Genomic DNA, 20,805 nt, shown 5'->3' on the forward strand with positions numbered 1-20,805 from the left:
GACGCATGAGCATTGAGCTGCGCCATCTCCGCTGCTTCCTCGCCATCGCCGAGGAGTCCAGCGTGACCAGGGCGGCGGCCCGGCTGCATCTCACCCAGCCCGCCGTCTCCCGCACCCTCGCCGCACTGGAGAAGCATCTCGGCGTACGGCTCGCGGAGCGCTCCACCCACCATCTCGCGCTCACCGCCGAGGGGCGCGCCTTCCGCGACCGGGCGGCCTCCGCCGTCGCCGCGTTCGACGATGCCCTCGACGCGGAGCGGCTGCGCCGGAGGCCGCTCCGGCTCGGCCACGCCTGGTCGGCCTTCGGCCCGTACACCACGCCGCTGCTGCGCCGCTGGGAGCGGGAGCGGCCGGAGACCCCGCTCGAACTGCTGCGGATCGACGACCGTACGGCCGGGCTGGCCAGGGGCGAGGTCGACGCGGCGCTGCTGCGCGGCCCGGTGGCGGCACCCGGGCTGGTCACGGAGCTGCTGTTCACCGAGGCCCGGATCGCGGCGGTCCCGGCCGATGGACCGCTGGCCGGGCACGCCTCCCTGACGCTCGCGGATCTGGTGACCCAGCCGCTGATCGTCAACCGGGTCTCGGGCACGACGAGTCCGGCGCTGTGGCCGCCGGGGGCGGGTCCGGCGACCACCGTCACGGTCACCAACACCGACGACTGGCTGACGACCATCGCCGCGGCGCGCGGCATCGGCGTCACGGGCGCCTCGACGGCCGCCGTGCACCCCCACCCCGGGGTCGCCTACCGGCCCCTGCCCGATGCCCCGCCGCTCCAGGTCTTCCTGGTCTGGCGCGAGGGCGCCGCACATCCGGCGATCCCCCATCTCGCGGCCCTCGCGCACGAACTGGCCTCGGGAGCCTGACCGCGCACCTCACCGCGCGCCTCACCGCGCCCGACCAACCCCGGATCTCGCCCCGTTCACCCGCATGCCCGCCACCGCGCGCCCCCCTCCACAGGGGACGAACACACTGATGTCGACTCGCCCTCACCCGTCTCAAAAGAGGAGAGAGAGACATGCCCATGCCATCCACCCCCGGGCGGCGGATACGTTCGCGGCCCGGCCCGAGGAGAGGTCCGCGTTCCGGCCCTCGGATACGTTCGCACCACGCTTGCGCCCTCGCCGCGATGTTCACCGCGACGGCCCTCGTCAACGCCATCCCCGCCGCCGACGCCGCCGCTGCCGCCGACCACTCCGCGAGCCGCGGCGTCACCGCCGCCAAACCGACGATCGTGCTGGTGCACGGCGCCTTCGCCGACGCGTCGAGCTGGGGCGAGGTCGTCCCGAACCTGCAGAACGACGGCTACCTCGTCATGGCACCCGCCAATCCGCTGCGGGGCCTGCACGGCGACGCGGCGTACATAGCCAGCTTCCTCAGAAGCATCAAGGGCCCGATCGTTCTGGTCGCCCACTCCTACGCCGGCGCGGTGATCAGTGGCGCCGCCATCGGCAATCCGCACGTCAAGGCGCTTGTCTACATCAACGCGCTGATGCCCGACAGGGGCGAGGTCCTCTCGGTCCTTTCGGACAAGTTCCCGGGCAGCGAACTCGGTACGGCCACGAACTCCGTGCCGTTCACCCGGCCCGACGGATCCACCGGCACCGATCTCTACATCAAGCCCGAGCGGTTCAGGGCGGTGTTCGCCGCCTCGCTGTCCGAGGCCACCACCGTGGTACTGGCCGCCACGCAACGCCCCATCGCCGCCCAGGCGTTCGCCGACACGGCCGGCCCCGCCGCCTGGAAGACCATCCCCTCCTGGGCCCTCGTCTCCACCCAGGACAAGACCATCTCCCCCGAGCTGGAGCGTTTCGAGGCCAAGCGGGCCCGCTCCCATACGGTCGAGATCAACGCCCCGCACCTCGCCATGCTGGCCGATCCCGGGGCCGTCACCGATCTGATCCTCGACGCCGCGCGGTCCCGGGCGGCGGGCGGAGAGCCCGACGCGGCCCTGGCCTCCACGGGCCCCAACCCGTCGGTCGTCGCCGGAGTCGCCGGCGCGGCCGTCATCGCGGGGGCGAGCCTGGTCTCCGCGACGCGCAGGCGACGACCCACCTCAAGCTGACGCGTACGTGCGCGAGCACAGCGGCCGGCCGAGGCGCCAGGCGGTTCAGAGCGCGGACACCACCGTCACCGCGCCTCCCGTCACCGCCCCTCGGCCGGCCTCTCCGTCGATCCCTCCGGCGCCCCTTCCGATTCCGGTTCCCGCTGCAACGCCTCCGCGAGCACCTCTGCCAGATGCCGCGCCCGGTGGCCGCCCAGCTGCGCCAGTTGGGTACGGCACGAGAAGCCGTCCGCCAGGATCTCCGCTCCCTTTCCGGCCGCCCGCACCGACGGCAGCAGCTGGTCCTCCGCGCAGGCCACCGAGACGTCGTAATGGCCGCGCTCGAACCCGAAGTTGCCCGCCAGACCGCAGCAGCCGCCGCTCAGCTCACCGGTCAGGCCCGCGCGCGCACGCAGCCGCCGGTCCGCCTCGTCGCCCAGGACCGCGTGCTGGTGGCAGTGCGTCTGACCGGTGACCGGACGGTCCAGACGAGGCGGTCGCCACCTCGGCGCGCACTCCTCCAGGGCCTGGGCGAAGGTCCGTACGGACGCGGCCAGCCGCGCCGCGCGCGGGTCGTCTCCGAGCAGTTCCGGCAGGTCCGTGGCGAGCGCGCCCGCGCAGCTCGGTTCCAGGACGACGACCGGCAGCCCCGCGTCGAGCAGCGGTTCCATCAGGTCCAGTGCCCGGCGCATGACCGTACGCGCCCGGTCGAGCTGGCCCGTCGAGACATAGGTCAGCCCGCAGCAGATCCGTCCTGCCCGCGGCGGCGCCACGACACCGATCCCGGCCGCCTCGAACACCCGTACCGCCGCCCGGCCCACCGACGGCGTCAGATACTCGGTGAAGGTGTCCGGCCACAGCACCGCCGAACGGCTGCGCGCGAAGACCTCCGTACGGGCCTTCACATGCCGCCCCAGCCACCGTCCGAAGGGCTCGGGCGCCAGCCGCGGAATCGTACGCTCCGGGGCGATGCCCCCCAGCCGCTTGGCGAGCGACGCCAGCGGGGGCACCCGCGCCGCCGCGTTCAGCACCCGCGCGAACGGCGCCGCCGGCCGCAGCCAGCGCGGCAGCATGCCCATCGCGTAGTGCGCGGCGGGCCGCAGCCGGCCCGCGTAGTGGTGGTGCAGGAACTCCGCCTTGTACGTGGCCATGTCCACGCCCACCGGGCAGTCGCTGCGGCAGCCCTTGCAGGACAGACAGAGGTCCAGCGCGTCCCGTACCTCTGTCGAGCGCCAGCCGTCCGTCACCACCTCGCCCGCGAGCATTTCGTGGAGCAGCCGGGCGCGGCCGCGTGTGGAGTGCTGTTCCTCGCCCGTCGCACGGAACGACGGGCACATCACCCCCGGCCCCGAACTCGCCCCTCCCCCTGCCCCTGCCACCGCTCCCGCTCCCGAACCGGGTCCGCCCACGCGGCACTTGGCGACCCCCACACACCTGCGTACGGCCGCCGAGAAGTCCCCTCCGCCCGGCCCGTCGTGCGGATAGCCGAACGCGACCTCGACACGGTCGCGCGGCAGCACCGCGAAGCGCAGATTCTCGTCGAGGCGGGCCGGGCGGGCCAGCACGCCCGGGTTCATCCCGCCCGCCGGGTCCCACAGGTCCTTGAACCGGCCGAAGAGCCCGACCAGTTCGTCCCCGTACATCTTCGGCAGCAGCTCCGAACGGGCCAGTCCGTCGCCGTGCTCGCCCGAGAGCGAGCCGCCGTGCGCGACGACCAGCGACGCCACCTCCTCCGAGAACCGCCGGAAGCGCCGTACGCCGTCGTCGGACAGCAGATCGAAGTCGATACGGACATAGATGCAGCCGTCGCCGAAGTGCCCGTAGGGCGTGCCGCGCAGGCCGTGTTCCGCGAGCAGCGCGCGGAAGTCGCGCAGATACGCGCCGAGCCGGGCGGGCGGCACCGCGCAGTCCTCCCAGCCGGGCCACGCCTCCGTGCCGTCGGGCATCCGGGTCGCGGTTCCGGCCGCGTCCTCCCGTACGCGCCACAGCGCCCGCTGCCCGGCCGGGTCGGCCACGACCGTCCCCTCCAGCGCGTCGGCCGCCCGGAGGATCGCGGTGGCGGCGGCCCGCGCCTCGCCGGGCGTCGTACCGCCCGTCTCCACGAACAGCCAGGCCCCGCCGCGCGGCAGTCCGTGCCCGCCGTCGCCCCGTACGCGCACAAGGTCCTCGGACATGCCCTCGACGGTCAGCGGACCGTACGGGAGCAGCCCGGCCGCGGCTTCGGCGGCGGCGCTCTCGTCCGGATAGCCGAGGACGGCCAGGGCGCGGGCCGGGGGCGACTCGACGAGCCGTACCGTCGCTTCGGTGACGACCCCGAGCGTGCCCTCGCTGCCGCAGAAGGCGCGGGCCAGATCGGTGCCGGCCTCGGGCAGCAGCGCGTCCAGCGCGTATCCGGAGATCCGCCGGGGCAGCCCGGCGGGAAAGCCCGTACGCAGCGGCGCGAGATGGGACTCGACCAGCTCGCGCGCCCCGGCCGGGGCGCCGTCCCAGCCCTTGCCGAGGCGGGATGTGTCGCCGCCGTAGGTGATCACCGACAGCTCGTGGACATTGTCGGCCGTCGTGCCCCAGGCCACCGAGTGCGCTCCGCACGAGTTGTTGCCGATCATCCCGCCGAGCGTGCACCGGCTGTGCGTGGACGGATCGGGTCCGAAGGTCAGCCCGTACGGCCGGGCGGCCTCGCGCAGCGTGTCCAGGACCACGCCCGGCTGGACGACCGCCGTGCGCGCCTCCGGGTCCACGGACACGATCGACCGCAGATGGCGGGTGAGGTCGAGCACCACGCCCAGACCCGTGGCGTTTCCCGCGATGGAGGTCCCGGCGCCGCGCGGCACCACCGGCACCCCGTATGTACGGCAGACCGCGAGCGCCGCCGCCACATCCGCCGCGTCACGCGGGGCGACGACTCCGACCGGCACCCGCCGGTAGTTGGACGCGTCCATGGTCGTCAGCGCTCTGGCCGCCGCGCCGAAATCGACCTCTCCGCGCACGGCGGCCGTCAGCGCCGCGGCCACTTCCGTGGCCGGTGCCGCGTCCGTTGCCGCGTCCGTTGCCGACGCCCCGTCCGCTGCCCGTGCCGTCGCTTCCCGTGCGTTGCGTGCATCCCGCAGATTCCGCGTATCGCGCTCAGCCATGAACCCAGCATGCCCCCGCCGTACTCACCGTCCCGGTTCTTCCTGATTCGCCGCTCCCGGAACAGCAAAGAAAGGAAACATGAACCTCCCAAATTGATCGTCAATTCTCATATAGTGGCCACCGTTTGAGCAATATCCAACAGCGCCCGCGCCCCTCACCCCGCATGGCCCGGGCGGCCGACCGCCTTCCCGATCCCCACATCCTGGAGCAGGTGCGCGTTGGACTCCGCAACCTCCGAACGGGCCTCAGGCCCGTCAACGGCCCGGCAGGCCCTGCCCAGCACCGCCGACAACGGTCTGAAGATCGTCATCGTCGGCGGCTTCGCTGTCGGCAAGACGACCATGGTCCGTTCCGTCAGCGAGATCCGTCCCCTCAACACCGAGGAGGCGATGGGGCACATGGGCCAGGACCTCAGCGGACTCGCCGGGCTCGACGGCCTCCAGCGGAAGAACACGACCACCGTCGCCTTCGACTTCGGCCGGATCTCCCTGGACGCGCGCTCGGTGCTCTATCTCTTCGGCGCCCCCGGGCAGGAACGTTTTTGGTATCTCTGGGACCGGCTCTTCACCGGCACGCTCGGCGCCGTCGTGCTCGTCGACACCCGCCGTCTCTCCGACTCCTGGTACGCGATCGACCGGCTGGAGCACCACGGCATTCCCTTCATCGTGGCCTGCAACGACTTCGGCGGGCCCGTCCACACCGAGGAGGAGATCCGCGCGGCGCTCGTTCTGGCGCCGGACGTGCCGCTGGTGGAGTGCGACGCGCGGGACCGCTCGTCCAGCAAGTACGTACTGATCACGCTCATCGAGTACCTCCACGCCCTGTCCGAGAAGAGAGCCGCGGCCACGGGGGCGACTCCCTGACGCCCTCGTACTCCCTACGGGTGAAGCTCTGGCGGTGGAGCGGGGGTGGCGAGGACACGAGCCCGGCCGTTGTACCCCCCTTCCCGCCGCCCGGACGGGTGTCTCACCGTGTCTCACCCGACGGACACGGTTATCGGGCGCGCCGGGCGAGCGACTACGCTCCGGCCCGTGGCCGATATCGAGATTCCCGCTGACATCAAGCCCGCCGACGGCCGTTTCGGCGCAGGCCCCTCCAAGGTGCGGACGGAGGCGGTGGACGCGCTGGCCGCCACCGGTACGTCGCTCCTCGGCACATCCCATCGCCAGGCCCCGGTCAAGAACCTGGTCGGCGCGGTGCGCGAGGGCGTACGGAGCCTGTTCGAGCTCCCCGAGGGCTACGAGGTGATCCTGGGCAATGGCGGCTCCACCGCCTTCTGGGACATCGCGACGCACGGTCTGATCGAGAACAAATCACAGCACCTCTCCTTCGGTGAGTTCTCCTCCAAGTTCGCCAAGGCCGCGAAGCTCGCGCCGTGGCTGGCCGACCCGACCGTCATCGCCGCCGACCCCGGCTCGCACCCGGACCCGAAGGCCGAGGCGGGCGTCGACGTCTACGCGTTCACCCACAACGAGACCTCCACGGGTGTCGCGGCCCCGATCAAGCGCGTCGCGGGCGCCGACGAGGGGTCACTCGTCCTGGTCGACGCGACCTCCGGCGCGGGCGGGCTGCCCGTCGACATCACCGAGACGGACGTCTACTACTTCGCCCCGCAGAAGTCCTTCGCCTCCGACGGCGGCCTGTGGATCGGCGTCTTCTCGCCCGCCGCGCTGGAGCGCGCCGCTCGCGTCCACGCCTCGGGACGCCATGTCCCCGAGTTCTTCTCGCTGCCGACGGCGATCGACAACTCGCTGAAGAACCAGACGTACAACACCCCGGCGCTGGCCACGCTCTTCCTGCTCAACGAGCAGCTCACCTGGCTCAACTCCCAGGGCGGCCTGGACTGGTCGGTCCGCCGCACCGCCACCTCCGCCCGGGCGCTCTACGGATGGGCCGACGCGTCCAAGTACGCGACCCCGTTCGTGGTCGACCCGGCGAAGCGCTCGCAGGTCATCGGCACGATCGACTTCGCGGACGAGATCGACGCGGCGGCCGTGGCCAAGACGCTGCGCGCCAACGGCATCGTCGACACCGAGCCCTACCGCAAGCTGGGCCGCAACCAGCTGCGCGTGGCGATGTTCCCGGCGATCGACCCGGCGGACATCACGGCGCTGACCGAGTGCGTCGACTACGTGATCGAACGCCTCTGACCGTCCGGATCCCCCGGGCCTGCAGGATCCCGGGGGATTCGACGGGCTCCCACGGATCTCGGCGGTTCGGCTCGCTGCTTCCCGGGCCCCGGCGCACGCACACCGCGCCGGGGCCGTCGCATGCCCCCCGTAGCGCGTCCTCCGCTACACACTCATCTGCTCAGCCGCTGAAACCTCCGTACCGCCAGCGGCACGAACACCGCCGTCAGCGCCAGCGGCCAGGCCACCGACAGCAGCAAGGCATGGTCCTCCGGCCAGGTGCCGCCGCTCGCCACCGGATTGCCGAACAGCTCGCGCGTCGCCGTCACCGTCGAGGACACCGGGTTCCACGCGGCCACGGTGCCCAGCCAGTCCGGCATCAGCGAGGGCGCCACGAAGACGCTGGAGATCATCGTGAGCGGAAAGGCGACCACGAAGAGGTTCCCGGCCGCTTCCGGGCCGGGCAGCAGCAGGCCCAGCCATACCCCCACCCATATCAGCGAGAAGCGCAGAAGAAGCAGCAGTCCGAAGGCCCCGAGCGCGCCCAGGAACCCGCTGTCCCACCGCCAGCCGATCACGAACGCCGTCACGGCCAGGATCCCCAGCTCCGCGACCGCCGTGAGCAGATCGCCGACCCCCCGGCCCGTGACCACCGCCGACGGGGCCATCGGCATCGACCGGAACCGGTCGATGACCCCCTTGACGCTGTCGGTGACCACCGCCGTCGCCGTGTTCATAAAGCCGAAGGCCATCGTCATCGCGAACATCCCGGGCATCAGGAACTCCCGGTAGTCGCCGCCCCCCGGCACCATCATGGCGCTGCCGAAGACATACCCGTACAGCGGCACGGAGACGATCGGGAAGCCCAACTGCCAGACGATATAGACCGGTTGGCGCTGATAGTGCGTAAGCCCCCGCCGTACGACATTCCAGCAGTCGGACACCGCCCAGTACGCCCGGCCATGACCGCTTCCGTAATCGCTCCCGGTCTCCAGATCCAGCACGGCACTCATGCCGCCACCCCCTCCTTCAGGTCCCCGGACATGTCCCCGTCCGGACCTCCGTCCCGGCCCCCGCCCTGGCCTCCGTCCGAGCCGGCGGCGATATCGGCGCCGGCGCCCGTACGGCGTCCGGTCAGCCGGAGGAACACATCGTCGAGGCTGGGCCTGCGCAGCCCGATGTCCTCCACCGCCGTCCCCCGGTCCTGAAGCGCCCGCGCCACCTCCGTCAGCGCGGCCACCCGGTCGCTCACCGCCGCGTGCACCCGGCGGGCCGCCTCGTCCGTCTCCACCGCCGCGTCGGCCACCCGCGCCACCGCCTCGACCGCCACCGGTATGTCCGCACGCTCCGCCACCACGACCTCGATACGGTCGCCGCCCACGGTGTTCTTCAGCTCGGCCGGGCTGTCGTCCGCGATCGCCCGCCCCTGGTCGATGACCGTGATGCGGGACGCGAGCTTGTCCGCCTCGTCCAGATACTGCGTGGTGAGCAGTACGGTCGTGCCACCCGCCACCAGGGCCCGGACCGCGTCCCAGACCTCACCGCGCCCGCGCGGGTCGAGACCGGTCGTCGGCTCGTCGAGGAAGAGGACCTGCGGGGCGAGGATCATCGACGCGGCCAGGTCCAGGCGCCGCCTCATCCCCCCGCTGTACTCACCGACGCCCTTGTCGCCCGCCTCCACCAGATCGAACTGCTCCAACAACTCACCCGCGCGCAGCGCGGCCCGCCGTGAGCCGAGATGGAAGAGGCGGCCGAACATCTCCAGGTTCTGCCGGCCGGTCAGGATCTCGTCGACCGCCGCGTACTGCCCGGCGAGGCCGATCCTGCTCCGCACCCCCCGGGGATCGCGCGCCACATCGACGCCCGCCACCTCCGCCCGCCCGCCGTCGAACCGCAGCAGGGTCGCCAGCACCCGAACCGCGGTGGTCTTGCCCGCGCCATTGGGCCCGAGCAGCCCATGTACGGTGCCTCTGCGCACGGCGAGGTCGAAGCCGTCGAGTGCGTACGTCCCCGCACTCTCCCCCTTCTTCCCGCTCTTTTTCCCTCTCCCCCCTTTCTCCCCGTACCTCTTCTGGATCGCCTCCGCCAGCACGGCGTGTTCGTTCACAGCCCCTCCCAGGCAAGCCGTCGATCAACTGAGTACAGCGTACCCACATGAGAGTACACCGTACCCATTTTCTTTCCAGGGGATTACGCTGAGCCCATGACATCGACGGAATCGACCGGCAGCGGCAACGTCGCACGCAGTCTCGAACTGCTCTGGGGATCGGGCGAACGCCCCAGCCGCGGCCCCAAACCCGGCCTCACGCTCGACCGGATAGTCACGACCGCCGTCGCGCTCGCGGACGCCGAGGGCCTGGACGCCGTCTCGATGCGCCGGCTCTCCACCGAGCTGGGTACGGGCACCATGTCGCTCTACCGGTACGTGCCCGGCAAGGGCGAGCTGATCGATCTGATGCTGAACCAGGTACAGGGCGAGACGGCCGCGCCGGCCGAAAGCCCCGGCACCGCATCAGGCTGGCGGTCCGCCACCGAGGCGCTGGCGCGCGCCACGCTCGCGCTCCACCAGCGCCATCCCTGGCTGCTCTCCGTGAACCAGGCCAGGCCGGTCCTCGGCCCCAACTCGGTCAATGGGCTGGAGAAGACGCTTTCCGCCATCAAGGGAATGGGACTGAGCGACCCGGAACTGATCTCGGTGATCATCATGATCGAGGGCTATGTGACCGGGATCGCCCGTACACAAGTCCACGCCATCGAGGCGGAGAAGAAGTCGGGCATCACCGACGAGGAGTTCTGGCAGGCTCAGGAGCCCGTTCTGTCGAACGCCATGAACAGCGGGGTGTATCCGGTCATGGCCTCGCTGTCCGTGGAGGCGTTCGGCCCCGAATTCGACCACTTCGAGTTCGGGCTCCAGCGGATCCTCGACGGCTTGGAGGTGCTGGTCGAACGACGTGCGGCGGAGGCTGAGGCGGAGCGGGAACGGGAACGGGAGACGGCGGAGCAGGAGACGGCGGGACGGAAGACGACGGGACGCGGTACGCCGGGATGAAGGACGCCGGGACGCCGGGGGACGGGACGCGGCCGGTGCTCCGCCTCAGCCCTTCCGGCGCAGTCGCTTGAAGGCGAAGACCAGTGCGGCCCCACCGATGACGATGATCGCGCCGAGAGTGGCGTTCCCTTGGTTCTCGCCGGCGCCCGCGCCATCGGCCGTACCCCCGTTCGCGGCCCCGCCCGACGAGGAATTCCCGCTTCCGGAGGAGGAGTTGCCCCCGGAGGACGAGTCGCCGTCGGTGCCCTTGTCCAGGTCCACGCGTACGACCCCGCTCTTCTCGCCCTCGGTGCCGAACATCAGCGCCTTGCCGTCCGCCGTATAGGTCACCGACTCGGCCTGCCGCTGGAACGGCGCGCTGATCCGGCTCTCCTTGCCCAGCCGGCCGTTCTGCCACACATAGGCACGCGCACTGAAGTACGAGCGCAGCACCAGCTCCTTGCCGTCCGGCGAGAACGCCCCGTCCGTCACCCAGGGCACGTCATCGACCCGCCGGAAGGTGTTCGTCCCGGACGAGGTCAGCTCCGCCGGACCCTCGTACAGACCGCCGCCGTCCTCGTTCTTCGAGGCGATATAGACCCGCCCGGTCTTGGGGTCGACCATCATCGACTCGGCGTCGCGCGGCCCGTCGGCGTACTTCACCGTGAACTGTGTGGCGCGTACCGTCGCGTCCTTGAGCTGCTTGGGCTCGGGGAAGCGGTAGATCCACACGTGATCCCAGGTGCCGTTCAGATTGTCGCCGATATCGCCGACATACACATTCCCATCGGGACCCATGGAGATGGCCTCTACATCCCGGGGTTTGCCGATGCCTTCGAGGGTGAGCGTCGCGACCGTCTCACCGGTCCTGGAGTCCACGGCATAGATCTGGGGCCCATAGCCGCTGTCGTTGTGTGTCCAGTAGACGCCGGGATGGGTTCGGCTGGCGGCCAGACCGCTGGACTCGGTGATCCTCGGGTCCTTGATCGTGAAGCTCTGGTCGGGCGCCCCCTCGTCGGCCGCCGCGGCGGGGGTGACGGCGGGCGCGAACACCACCGCGGAGGCTGTCATCAGCAGGACGGCGGCGATGACACCGGAAACACGCGGGCCGAGGTGGCGCGGAAGCGAACGCATGCGTCAAGACTGCCATCCCCGCTTGCGCCGGCCTGCCGGTATGGCCGGTTCGGGCAGCCGGTCCGGATGGCCGGTCCGCATTCAGGCGAGCGCGGGCTCCGCCCCGAACCCCGGGTCGATCGGTGCCCGGGTGAGTCGGTTCGCCAGGGTCGACAGCGTGTACGCGCCGATGCCGAGGACGACTTCCAGGGCGTTGCGCTCGGTGTATCCATGCGCGAGAAAGGCGTCAAGCGTCTCGTCGTCGACGCCCCCGGCGGTCGCGAGAACGGCGAGGGTGAACTGCCTTACGGCTTCGAGGCGTTCGTCCGGCAAGGGCCGCTCCGGGTGCTGCTCCCGCAGCGCGTCGATCAGCTCGTCACGGGCGCCGAGCGCCCTGAGCTTCCCGGTGTGTATGACGACACAGAGATGGCATGCGTTGCGTACGGCGACGGTCATGACGATGACCTCACGCGCGAGTGGGTCGAGCGTCGTGGAATCGAAGAGACCCGTGAGCTTCTGAAAGCCGTCGAGCAACTGCGGCGAGGTAGCGAGACGGGCGACGGCGGACGGCAGAAAGCCCAGATGGTGGGTAGTGGCCTCGATGGCGCGACGGGAGGCGGCGGGCGCGGATTCGAGGGTGTGGTCAATGAAGCGGGAGGACATGCGGAGGGCGCTCCTCGATAGGATGGACAACATGGTTGACGGTAAAAAGGTAAACCGGGTTGTCGGGTTTCGCAATGGCTGAGCGCGCGGACGACGGAGCCCGGGACGACGCCCGGGACACGCCCGGCTTTGAGCTGCCCCTGCTGCTCTTCGCTGGATTCCGGTCCCTGATCGACCAGTTGCATGCCGAACTGGCCCGCCAGGGCCACCCGGACGTACGGCCGGCCCATGGCTTCGCCATGCAGGCCATCGGCCGGGACGGCGCCACGGCGGTCACGATCGGCCGCCGCCTCGGCGTCTCCAAGCAAGCCGCGGGCAAGACGGTCGACCGCCTGGAGTCCTTGGGCTACGCGGTACGCACCGACGACCCGGCGGACGCCCGCCGCAAGCTGGTCCACCTCACCCCACACGGCCTCGACGCCCTCGCCCGCTCGGCAGCGATCTTCGACCGCCTACGCGACGACTGGGCCGAAACGCTGGGCCGGGACCGCGTCCAAGCCATGGAGTCGGACCTCCGCGCGGTAACCCCACCCCAGGCATTCCAGCTTGACGCGGCGGGGTGGTTGGAGAGGTAGGGGTGCGGGTTCGTGCCGAGGGGTAGTCGGGGTGGGCCAGAGTCGGACATGGCGGGTGGGGGCCGCCCCTAGGTTTCAGTTTCGCGGTTGCGGGCCGGGTATCAAGGGCGCTCCTTCGTCGCGTCGGCTGCGCCGATTCCGCTTCGCTCCACCCTTGACCCCCGCCCCTCCACCGCAAGTGCAGCTTTGAGGGGGGCGGCCCGGGGGGAAGGGTCCCCGGGGAAGCACCCATGCGCCGGGACCGGTTCCCGGCTTTCGGGTGGGTGGGCCCTGCGGGGCGCGCGGCAGTGGAATGGGGCGGCCCGGCACCGGCTCAGCGAGCAGGCGTGGGTGGGTAGTTGGGACTCATGCCCCGCTGTGCGGGTCCGTTGTCGGGTGACACCTGTCGACGGAGGTGGGCGAATCCTCGACCCATCCCCTATGTCCCAGTTCGGCGGACTGTTCCAGGGCTCCTCGGCCGGTCATGCGTCCTGAGTCCAGTTAAGTCGTTCCCACGACGCATCACCGGCTCCGACTGGCCCATTGGCCGCCCCATGAGTCACACCCGCCCCTCTGCTCACGCACCCCAGGGCGGTGGGGCGGGTGTGACTGTCGAGGCACTGATTGGACCGGTCGGAGTGAGTGATGTGTCATGGGGCCCGGTTAACCGAACTCCGGACACATGACCCGCCGGAGCCCTCCCCAAAGCCCCTTCCAAAAGGGGACATTGGGGGCAGGTGGCAGGCCCGTCCACCTCAGCTAACAGGTGTCACCCGACAACAGACCCTCACAGCGGGGCATGAGTCCCAACCACCCACCCACACCAGCCCGCCGAGCCGGGGCCGGGCCGCCCCACTCCACTCCCGCGCCCCACCCACCGACCTGCGGTCGGCAACAGACCCCGACAGAAAGGGAGCCTCCCCGGGGGCCCCTCCCCCCGGGCCGCCCCCCTCAAAGCTGCACTTGCGGTGGAGGGGCGGGTGTCAAGGGTGACCGGAGGTCATCGGCTTGCCGACGCGACGAAGGAGCGCCCTTGACCCCCGACCCGCAACCGCGACACTCAAAGATCAGGGGCGGCCCCCACCCGCCATGATCAACCCCGGCCCACCCCGACTACCCCTCGGTCCTCACCTCACGCCGACCACCCGGCGCGCGTCGCCGCCCGGGTGTACCCGAGTCCGCATCCGCGCCCGCGTCCGTGCCCAAAGCCGCCCGGTCCGCGATCCGTTGTCGCATTGGGCGGCGGTCCAGCGCCTCCAGCGCCTCGCCGATCAGCCGGCTCAGTGGGTACGACAGCTCCGCCTCGAACTCCGCCGCCGCGGCCGAGGTCGCCTCCCACTCGGCGTTCAGCGCCGGAAGCAGCTCCTCCGCCCAGGGTGTCAGCCGTACCATGCGCCGCCGGGCGTCATCGCCCGGAGCCAGGACGACCAGGCCGTCCTTGGCCATCTGCGCGACCGTCTGACTCGCCGCGGAGTGCGTCACCCCGGTCGCCTGCGCCAGTTCGCGGATGGAGCACGGTCCCGGAGCGGCGGCCAGGACGCGGGCGACCGGGGTGTAGCGGGGGCGGAAGCCGTCCATGCCGAGATCCGCATAGACAGCCTCGACCCCGGCGTCCAGACGGTCGAGGAGATGCCGTAGCCGGGTCCCGAGCAGTTCGGGACCCGGAGGGCCCGGTGGAACGCGCGCACCTCGCGCGCCATACGGACCGGGGCTGTCTGAAGTCATAAAAGAAAATGTAACAGGGCTGTTGTATCTGTAAGGTCGGCGCCGACACCACCGAACGATCCGCGCCCCGCGCGCCGCACCCAGGGAGCCCACCCCATGCCCCGAGCCGAGAACCCGTCCCCGGCCGAGAACCCAGCCCAGGCCGCGAACCCGCCCCAGCCCCAGTCACCCGACCCGCTCTACCCGCCCATCGAGCCCTACGACCAGGGCATGCTCGACGTCGGCGACGGCAACCTCGTCCACTGGGAGGTCTGCGGCAATCCCCAAGGCAAGCCCGCGCTCGTCGTCCACGGCGGTCCCGGATCAGGGGCCGGCCCGCGCTCCCGGCGGTTCTTCGACCCCGCGCGCTACCGCACCGTCCTGTTCGACCAGCGCAACTGCGGACGCAGCACCCCGCACGCGAGCGACCCGGCCGCCGATATGCGCCACAACACGACCGACCATCTCATCGCCGACATGGAACGGTTGCGGGTCCATCTGGGAATCGACCGCTGGCTGCTGTTCGGCGGCTCCTGGGGCTCGACACTGATCCTCGCGTACGCCGAGCGGCACCCCGAACGCGTCTCCGAGATCGTCATCGCCGGCGTCACCACCACCCGGCGGTCGGAGATCGACTGGCTGTACGGAGGCGTCGGACAGATCTTCCCCGAGCAGCACGACCGCTTCCGCGCGGGCGTCCCGGAGGCCGGGCTCGGCGCGCGCACCGCCGATCTCGTCGCCGCCTACGCCCGGCTGACGGAGCATCCCGACCCCGCCGTACGGGAACAGGCCACGGCCGACTGGTGCGCCTGGGAGGACGCCGTGCTCTCCATGGAGCCGCACGGCTCGGCCCATCCGTTCGGCGAGCGGGAGGCCGCCGCGCGGCGCGCCGTCGTACGGATCTGCGCGCACTACTTCTCGCACGGCGCCTGGCTCGACGAGGGCGCGCTGCTGCGCGACGCGGGACGGCTGGCGGGGATCCCCGGCGTGCTGGTGCACGGCCGCTTCGATCTGAGCGCGCCCCTCGGCACGGCATGGGAGCTGGCCCGCGCCTGGCCGGACGCGCGGCTGATCGTCATCGAGGACGCGGGGCACAAGGGCAGCGCGGAAGAACGCCGCGAAGTACGGGCGGCGATCGACGCGTTCGCGACCTGAGACGGCCGGAATGATGAGCTGACACGGCCGGAAAGGCCGGAGACACAAGGACGCGAGGACACGACCACAAGGCCCAGCAGGGGTTGCTTCGAGCGCGCTCGAACGCGTTGGCTGTGGAGTCATGAAGTACACGCAGCTCGGACGCACCGGACTCAAGGTAAGCCGACTCGTCCTCGGGACGATGAACTTCGGCCCGCTCACCAATGAGGCCGACGGTCACACGATCATGGACGCCGCGCTCGACGCGGGCATCAATTTCTTCGATACCGCCAATGTCTACGGCTGGGGTGAGAACAAGGGCCGTACCGAGGAGATCCTCGGCACCTGGTTCGCCAAGGGCGGCGACCGCCGCGACAAGGTCGTCCTCGCCACCAAGGTCTACGCGAACATGGCCGCCGAGGACCCCGCGTGGCCCAACCACGACAAGCTCTCCGCCCTCAATATCCGCCGGGCGGTCGACGCCAGCCTCAAGCGTCTCCAGACCGACCACATCGATCTCTACCAGTTCCACCACATCGACCGCGACACCCCGGTCGAGGAGATCTGGCAGGCCATCGACACCCTGATCCAGCAGGGCAAGATCCTTTACGCAGGGTCCTCCAACTTCCCCGGCTGGAAGATCGCCCAGACCAACGAAACCGCCCACAGGCTCGGTTCGTACGGTCTGGTCAGTGAGCAGTGCCTGTACAACCTGGTCGAGCGCCGCGCCGAGATGGAGGTCATCCCGGCCGCGCAGGAGTACGGCCTCGGGGTCATCCCCTGGTCACCGCTGAGCAGCGGGCTGCTGGGCGGCGCGATCCGCAAGGAGCGCGAGGGCGGCGGCGCCCGCACGACCACCGGTCGTTCGGGCGCCGGGCTCGCCGATACGAAGATCCGGGCGCAGATCCAGTCGTACGAGGACCTGCTCGACAAGCACGGCATCGACCCGGGCGAGACGGCGCTGGCCTGGCTGCTGACCCGGCCCGGGGTGACGGGCCCGATCGTCGGCCCGCGGACGCTGGAGCAGCTGGAGTCCGCCCTGCGGGCGGTCGAGCTCGAACTGTCGGAGGAGGTCCTGTCCTCGCTGGACGAGATCTTCCCGGGTACCGGCCCGTCGCCGGAGGCCTTCGCCTGGTAGTACGCGGGCGATCGGTCCGTACCGGCGACGGATGACGTCGGACGACGACGGAGCATGACCGACGACGGAGCATGACTGACGGCGGCCGGGGCCGGTGACTAACCGACCGCGGCCGCCACAGCGATGATCACGAACATCAGCACAAGCACGCCCGCCATGATGCGGTTCCGGGTTTTGGGGTCCACACGTCGAGGTTAACGGCCGGGGGTGACAGCGCCGACGTCCGGGTTACCCGGACTCCCCCGGCCGGGACCGGCCAAGGGGACAGCGCACGACCGCCTCGTACCGCGGCTGCTCCCCCGGCACCCCGCTGACCGGCAGCCGGCTGCGTACGAGGACCAGCTCGGCCACCTCCCAGGGCGTGCCGTCGAAGGCGTCGAGGGCGTCCGCGTACAACGCCAGATCCACATCCGTACGACCGGCCACATCGGTACGACCACCAGGCGCGTCCATACGCCCGCCACGGCTGCGCGCGAGCGTCAGATGCGCCTGGTAGCGGCGGTGCTCCTCCATCGGCACCCCGGCCCGCCGCGCCGCCGCGCCGGAGCGCTTCGCGAGAAGGCGCAATTCGCCGGTCTCCCCGGCGGCCCCGGCCCACAGGGCCCGCCCGCCGAAGTGTCCGCCTCCGTGGATACGGAGCGCGAACGGCTCCGTACGCCGCGCGGCCCGCTCCAGCCGCTCGGTCAGTTCGGGCAGCAGCCCGTCCTCGACCTCCCCCATGAAGGCCAGCGTGAAGTGCCAGCCGTCGTGGCCGGTCCAGCGCAGCCGATCGGCGCCGGGCAGCCCCCGCAGCCGGTCCACGGCACGGGCCAATTCCTCGACGGCTTCGGCGGGCGGCAGCACGGCGGCGAACAGTCTCATGGTCATGAACCTCCCCTGCTCATGGGGCCGAGTCTCCCAGCCGTCCCCCAGCCGTCTCCCCGCCGTCCCCCAGCCATCCGAAACCGTACGTAACCCGGTCACCGTGCGTATCGTTGTACTGCGCGGCTGCCGCGACCCCGCGGCAGCGGGGAGGAGCGCCAGGATGACCGCCGTCGTAGAGACCGTCAGGATCGCCATGGCCGAGGAGAGCAACGGGCTGACTCTGGACAAGATGTTCGAGTTGCTCGAAGAGATGCCCGTCCCCGAGGGATACAAGGTCGAAATTGTCGGGGGGGCCATTTACATGTCGCCACAACGGGACACCCATTGGGAGATCATCCGCCGCTTTCTGTGGGCCCTGGAAGACACGTTCGGCAGGTCCGCGAAGTTGAAGTCCGACGTGCGGTTCGACTTTCCCGGGTACTTGAACGGATTCTGCCCGGATGTCGTCAAGCTGGCCGCTGACGCGAAGCAGGATGCCCGTAGCCGATGGGACTTCGCAGACGTGGAGTTCATCGCCGAGGTGATCTCGAAGGACACGGCCGCCAATGACTACGGCCCGAAGAAGGACGTATATGCCGCAGCCGGCATCCCCGTCTACGTCATCGCGGATCCGTACACCGGCAGGTGCCATGTCTACACGGATCCGAAGGAGGGCGAATACACGGGCGAACTTACCGCCACCTTCGGCATGGAAATCGACCTCACCATCGCCGGCTCAGCCCTGACGTTGCGCACTGACGACTTCCCCCGCCGCTGACACCAGGACCCACGGTGGTCCGCACCGCACCCAAGTTCATCGGTACGGACCACCGTCGCCTCACGCCGCCGTCGCCAGCTGCTCCTTCTTCGGTACGAACGCCACATGCGGGCGTCCGCCGCGCAGGCCGACCTTCAGCCGTACCCCCGCCACCCGGGTCAGGATCAGGCCGATCGTCGCCGCCGCGAGCAGCGAGACCAGGCCGCCCGTGGCGAAGCCGACGCGGGCGCCGTACGTATCGGTGACCCAGCCGAGAAGCGGGCCGCCGATGGGGGTGCCGCCGACGAAGACCATCATGTAGAGGCTCATCACCCGGCCCCGCATCTCCGGGTCGGACGCCATCTGCACACTCGTGTTGGCGCTGATGTTGGTCGTCATGCCGAGCATGCCGATGGGCACGAGCACCAGCGAGAACAGCCAGACCCACGGCGAGAAGGACACCGCGATCTCCAGCACGCCGAAGGCCATCGCCGCGAGAAGGAGCACCCGCAGCCGGCTGGACCCCCGGCGGGCGGCGAGCAGGGCGCCCGCCAGGGAGCCGGCCGCCATCAGGATGTTGAAGAAGGCGTACAGGCCGGCGCCGCCGTCGTAGACCCCGTGCGCGAACGCCGTCAGCCAGATCGGGAAGTTGAAGCCGAAGGTGCCGATGAAGCCGATCAGGACGATCGGCCAGATCAGCTCCGGACGGCCACGCACATAGCGCAGTCCCTCCCTGAGCTGGCCCTTTCCGCGCGGTACGCGGACGGACTTGTGCAGCTCGTGCTGGCGCATCAGCAGCAGCCCGACGAGCGGGGCGATGAACGACAGGCCGTTGAGCATGAAGGCCCATCCGCTGCCGACCGTGGTGATCAGGACACCGGCCACGGCGGGGCCGATGAGCCTGGCGGACTGGAAGTTGGCCGAGTTGAGGCTGACCGCGTTACGCAGCCGGTCGGGGCCGACCATCTCGGAGACGAACGACTGGCGGGTCGGGTTGTCGACGACCGTCACCATGCCGAGCAGGAAGGCGATCAGATAGACGTGCCAGACCTGGACTTGTCCGGAGAGCGTCAGAACGGCGAGCGAGAGACCGCACAGGCCCATCGCGGCCTGGGTGAAGAGCAGGAGCAGACGCTTCGGGTAGCGGTCGGCGATGACGCCGCCGTAGAGGCCGAAGAGCAGCATCGGCAGAAACTGGAGGGCCGTCGTGATGCCGACGGCGGCCGATGAGCCGGTGAGGCTGAGGACCAGCCAGTCCTGGGTGATCCGGGACATCCACGTACCGATGTTGGAGACGACGGCGCCGGTCGCGAACAGCCGGTAGTTGCGGATCTTCAGCGACGAGAACATTCCGCCGTCGGTCGTGCGCTCGACGGCCGTGCCGTCGGGTATCTCACTCTCGGGGTCGCTCATACCGCTGTCGGATATACGGCCGTCGGATATACGGCTGTCCTGAGTCGCACGCTCCGAAGTCGCACTCTCCGAGGTCGTGTTCCTCGAAGCCGTGCTTTCCGAAGCCGTGTTCCTCGAAGCCGTGCTCTCCGAGGTAGCTGTGTCCGAGCTGTCCGAGCTGTCCGAGCTGTCCGGGGTCTCCGGGGTGGCTCGGTCCGAGGTGGTGAAGTCGTGGGTGGATTTCGGTGCGGGGGCGGAGTCTGCTCCGGATCCCGTACTCAAAGTGGGTTCGCCTCCTTACGGCGCGCGAATTACAAGTGGGCGAGCTTCTCCAGTACGGGGGCGGCAGCGCGCAGCTTCGCCCACTCGTCATCGTCCAGGCCCTCGGCGAGGGACGCCAGCCAGACATTGCGCTTGCGACGGCTCTCTTCGAGCATCGCCTCGGCCCGCTCTGTCTGGCTGACCACCTTCTGCCGACGGTCGTCGGGGTGCGGCTCCAGCCTGACGAGGCCCTTCGCTTCGAGCAGCGCCACGATGCGGGTCATCGACGGCGGCTGGACATGCTCCTTGCGCGCCAGCTCGCCGGGGGTGGCGGAACCGCAGCGCGCGAGGGTGCCCAGTACCGACATCTCGGTGGGGCTCAGCGACTCGTCGACACGTTGGTGCTTCAGGCGCCGGCCCAGCCGCATGACGGCGGAGCGAAGAGAGTTCACGGCGGCTTCGTTCTCGTCGCCGTGGGATAGATCAGGCATGTTTGTTAGCGTAACTCATTACCCAGTCTAAATACCACCGGGATGCACACACCGGGGCGCAGGTTCCCAGAAGCGGACGACGGGCGGGAAGATCATGGCGACGATCACCCAAACGAGTGAGAGCGCTGCGGAAAGTGACGCACGGGGGCACGTATGGGCCCGACCCTGGTGCGTATGGGATCGACAGTGCTCAGCCTGCGGATCGACGGTGAGCTGCTCGACCGGCTCCGGCGGCATGCCGCCAAACGCGGAATGAGCGTCCAGGACTATGTGGTCGGGACGCTCATCCGCGATGACTTCGACGAACGCTTCAAGTCGGCCGTCGAAGAGACGGAGAAGTTCTACGGGGTGAACGAGTACGGAGTGAAATGAGGCGGCCCCTGCCCCCGCCGAGCCCCGCACCGGGCCTGGCGCGGCCCCTGCCC

The 20,805-nt window shown here is 70.3% G+C and carries 19 protein-coding genes and 1 pseudogene; 11 read left to right on the forward strand and 9 right to left on the reverse strand.

Going from position 1 to position 20,805, the window contains the following annotated elements:
• Positions 1–5: 5 nt before the first annotated feature.
• Together M1203_RS25385 and M1203_RS25390 are read left to right on the forward strand one after the other, a co-directional pair.
• Complete coding sequence (locus M1203_RS25385) at positions 6–863, forward strand: LysR family transcriptional regulator (RefSeq protein WP_249952115.1); 858 nt, start codon at positions 6–8, stop codon at positions 861–863.
• A 263-nt stretch (positions 864–1,126) separates the two neighbouring features.
• Positions 1,127–2,062 carry an alpha/beta fold hydrolase gene (locus M1203_RS25390; RefSeq protein ID WP_249952116.1) on the forward strand — a complete coding sequence of 312 codons (936 nt, stop codon included), beginning with the start codon at positions 1,127–1,129 and terminating at the stop codon, positions 2,060–2,062.
• A gap of 80 nt (positions 2,063–2,142) precedes the next feature.
• On the opposite strand, the gene M1203_RS25395 is transcribed toward M1203_RS25390, so the two are convergent.
• The gene (locus tag M1203_RS25395; protein WP_249952117.1) at positions 2,143–5,172 is read right to left on the reverse strand and encodes an FAD-binding and (Fe-S)-binding domain-containing protein; all 3,030 of its coding nucleotides are present in this window, start codon (positions 5,170–5,172) and stop codon (positions 2,143–2,145) included.
• A gap of 158 nt (positions 5,173–5,330) precedes the next feature.
• Here M1203_RS25395 and M1203_RS39075 point away from each other — a divergent pair.
• From M1203_RS39075 to serC, 3 genes and pseudogenes are all read left to right on the forward strand, one after another.
• A pseudogene (locus tag M1203_RS39075) lies at positions 5,331–5,408 on the forward strand (DUF742 domain-containing protein); the annotation flags it as partial.
• The gene (locus tag M1203_RS25400; RefSeq protein WP_249952118.1) at positions 5,392–6,036 is read left to right on the forward strand and encodes an ATP/GTP-binding protein; all 645 of its coding nucleotides are present in this window, start codon (positions 5,392–5,394) and stop codon (positions 6,034–6,036) included. The pseudogene M1203_RS39075 and the gene M1203_RS25400, both read left to right, overlap by 17 nt.
• Before the next feature lie 168 nt (positions 6,037–6,204).
• The gene (gene serC, locus M1203_RS25405; protein WP_249952119.1) at positions 6,205–7,323 is read left to right on the forward strand and encodes a phosphoserine transaminase; all 1,119 of its coding nucleotides are present in this window, start codon (positions 6,205–6,207) and stop codon (positions 7,321–7,323) included.
• Positions 7,324–7,475: 152 nt separating this feature from the next.
• Here serC and M1203_RS25410 read toward each other — a convergent pair whose 3' ends face one another.
• Positions 7,476–8,315, reverse strand: a complete 840-nt coding sequence (locus M1203_RS25410) for an ABC transporter permease (RefSeq protein ID WP_249952120.1) — start codon at positions 8,313–8,315, stop codon at positions 7,476–7,478.
• On the reverse strand, positions 8,312–9,409 hold the full coding sequence (locus M1203_RS25415) for an ATP-binding cassette domain-containing protein (RefSeq protein ID WP_249952121.1): 1,098 nt from the start codon (positions 9,407–9,409) through the stop codon (positions 8,312–8,314). Before M1203_RS25415 ends, M1203_RS25410 begins: the two co-directional genes overlap by 4 nt.
• A gap of 96 nt (positions 9,410–9,505) precedes the next feature.
• On the opposite strand from M1203_RS25415, the gene M1203_RS25420 reads away from it, so the two are divergent.
• Positions 9,506–10,351: a TetR/AcrR family transcriptional regulator gene (locus tag M1203_RS25420; RefSeq protein WP_249952122.1), complete on the forward strand. Its 846-nt coding sequence runs from the start codon at positions 9,506–9,508 to the stop codon at positions 10,349–10,351.
• Positions 10,352–10,396: 45 nt separating this feature from the next.
• On the opposite strand, the gene M1203_RS25425 is transcribed toward M1203_RS25420, so the two are convergent.
• Together M1203_RS25425 and M1203_RS25430 are read right to left on the reverse strand one after the other, a co-directional pair.
• Positions 10,397–11,464: a WD40 repeat domain-containing protein gene (locus M1203_RS25425; protein ID WP_374403956.1), complete on the reverse strand. Its 1,068-nt coding sequence runs from the start codon at positions 11,462–11,464 to the stop codon at positions 10,397–10,399.
• Between the two features lie 81 nt (positions 11,465–11,545).
• On the reverse strand, positions 11,546–12,106 hold the full coding sequence (locus M1203_RS25430) for a carboxymuconolactone decarboxylase family protein (protein WP_249952123.1): 561 nt from the start codon (positions 12,104–12,106) through the stop codon (positions 11,546–11,548).
• 74 nt (positions 12,107–12,180) lie between these two features.
• Between M1203_RS25430 and M1203_RS25435 the strand changes: the two genes are divergently transcribed.
• Positions 12,181–12,681, forward strand: a complete 501-nt coding sequence (locus M1203_RS25435; protein WP_249952124.1) for a MarR family winged helix-turn-helix transcriptional regulator — start codon at positions 12,181–12,183, stop codon at positions 12,679–12,681.
• Positions 12,682–13,773: 1,092 nt separating this feature from the next.
• Here M1203_RS25435 and M1203_RS25440 read toward each other — a convergent pair.
• On the reverse strand, positions 13,774–14,385 hold the full coding sequence (locus M1203_RS25440; protein WP_249952125.1) for a MarR family winged helix-turn-helix transcriptional regulator: 612 nt from the start codon (positions 14,383–14,385) through the stop codon (positions 13,774–13,776).
• 96 nt (positions 14,386–14,481) lie between these two features.
• Between M1203_RS25440 and pip the strand changes: the two genes are divergently transcribed.
• Positions 14,482–15,519: a prolyl aminopeptidase gene (gene pip, locus M1203_RS25445; protein ID WP_283959015.1), complete on the forward strand. Its 1,038-nt coding sequence runs from the start codon at positions 14,482–14,484 to the stop codon at positions 15,517–15,519.
• A gap of 121 nt (positions 15,520–15,640) precedes the next feature.
• A complete protein-coding gene (locus M1203_RS25450; RefSeq protein WP_249952126.1) occupies positions 15,641–16,636 on the forward strand; it encodes an aldo/keto reductase in 996 nt (331 codons plus the stop codon).
• A gap of 228 nt (positions 16,637–16,864) precedes the next feature.
• On the opposite strand, the gene thpR is transcribed toward M1203_RS25450, so the two are convergent.
• Complete coding sequence (gene thpR / locus M1203_RS25455; RefSeq protein ID WP_249952265.1) at positions 16,865–17,497, reverse strand: RNA 2',3'-cyclic phosphodiesterase; 633 nt, start codon at positions 17,495–17,497, stop codon at positions 16,865–16,867.
• A 163-nt stretch (positions 17,498–17,660) separates the two neighbouring features.
• Between thpR and M1203_RS25460 the strand changes: the two genes are divergently transcribed.
• The gene (locus M1203_RS25460) at positions 17,661–18,257 is read left to right on the forward strand and encodes a Uma2 family endonuclease (RefSeq protein WP_249952127.1); all 597 of its coding nucleotides are present in this window, start codon (positions 17,661–17,663) and stop codon (positions 18,255–18,257) included.
• Positions 18,258–18,317: 60 nt separating this feature from the next.
• Here the strand turns inward: M1203_RS25460 and M1203_RS25465 are convergent, their stop codons facing one another.
• Positions 18,318–19,910: an MFS transporter gene (locus tag M1203_RS25465; RefSeq protein ID WP_374403960.1), complete on the reverse strand. Its 1,593-nt coding sequence runs from the start codon at positions 19,908–19,910 to the stop codon at positions 18,318–18,320.
• 29 nt (positions 19,911–19,939) lie between these two features.
• Entirely contained in the window at positions 19,940–20,380 is a 441-nt protein-coding gene (locus M1203_RS25470) for a MarR family winged helix-turn-helix transcriptional regulator (RefSeq protein ID WP_249952129.1), read from the reverse strand.
• A 174-nt stretch (positions 20,381–20,554) separates the two neighbouring features.
• Between M1203_RS25470 and M1203_RS25475 the strand changes: the two genes are divergently transcribed.
• Complete coding sequence (locus M1203_RS25475) at positions 20,555–20,752, forward strand: BrnA antitoxin family protein (RefSeq protein ID WP_249952130.1); 198 nt, start codon at positions 20,555–20,557, stop codon at positions 20,750–20,752.
• Positions 20,753–20,805 lie beyond the last annotated feature (53 nt).

It is taken from the genome of Streptomyces sp. 35G-GA-8, assembly GCF_023534745.1.
Taxonomy (GTDB): Bacteria; Actinomycetota; Actinomycetes; order Streptomycetales; family Streptomycetaceae; genus Streptomyces.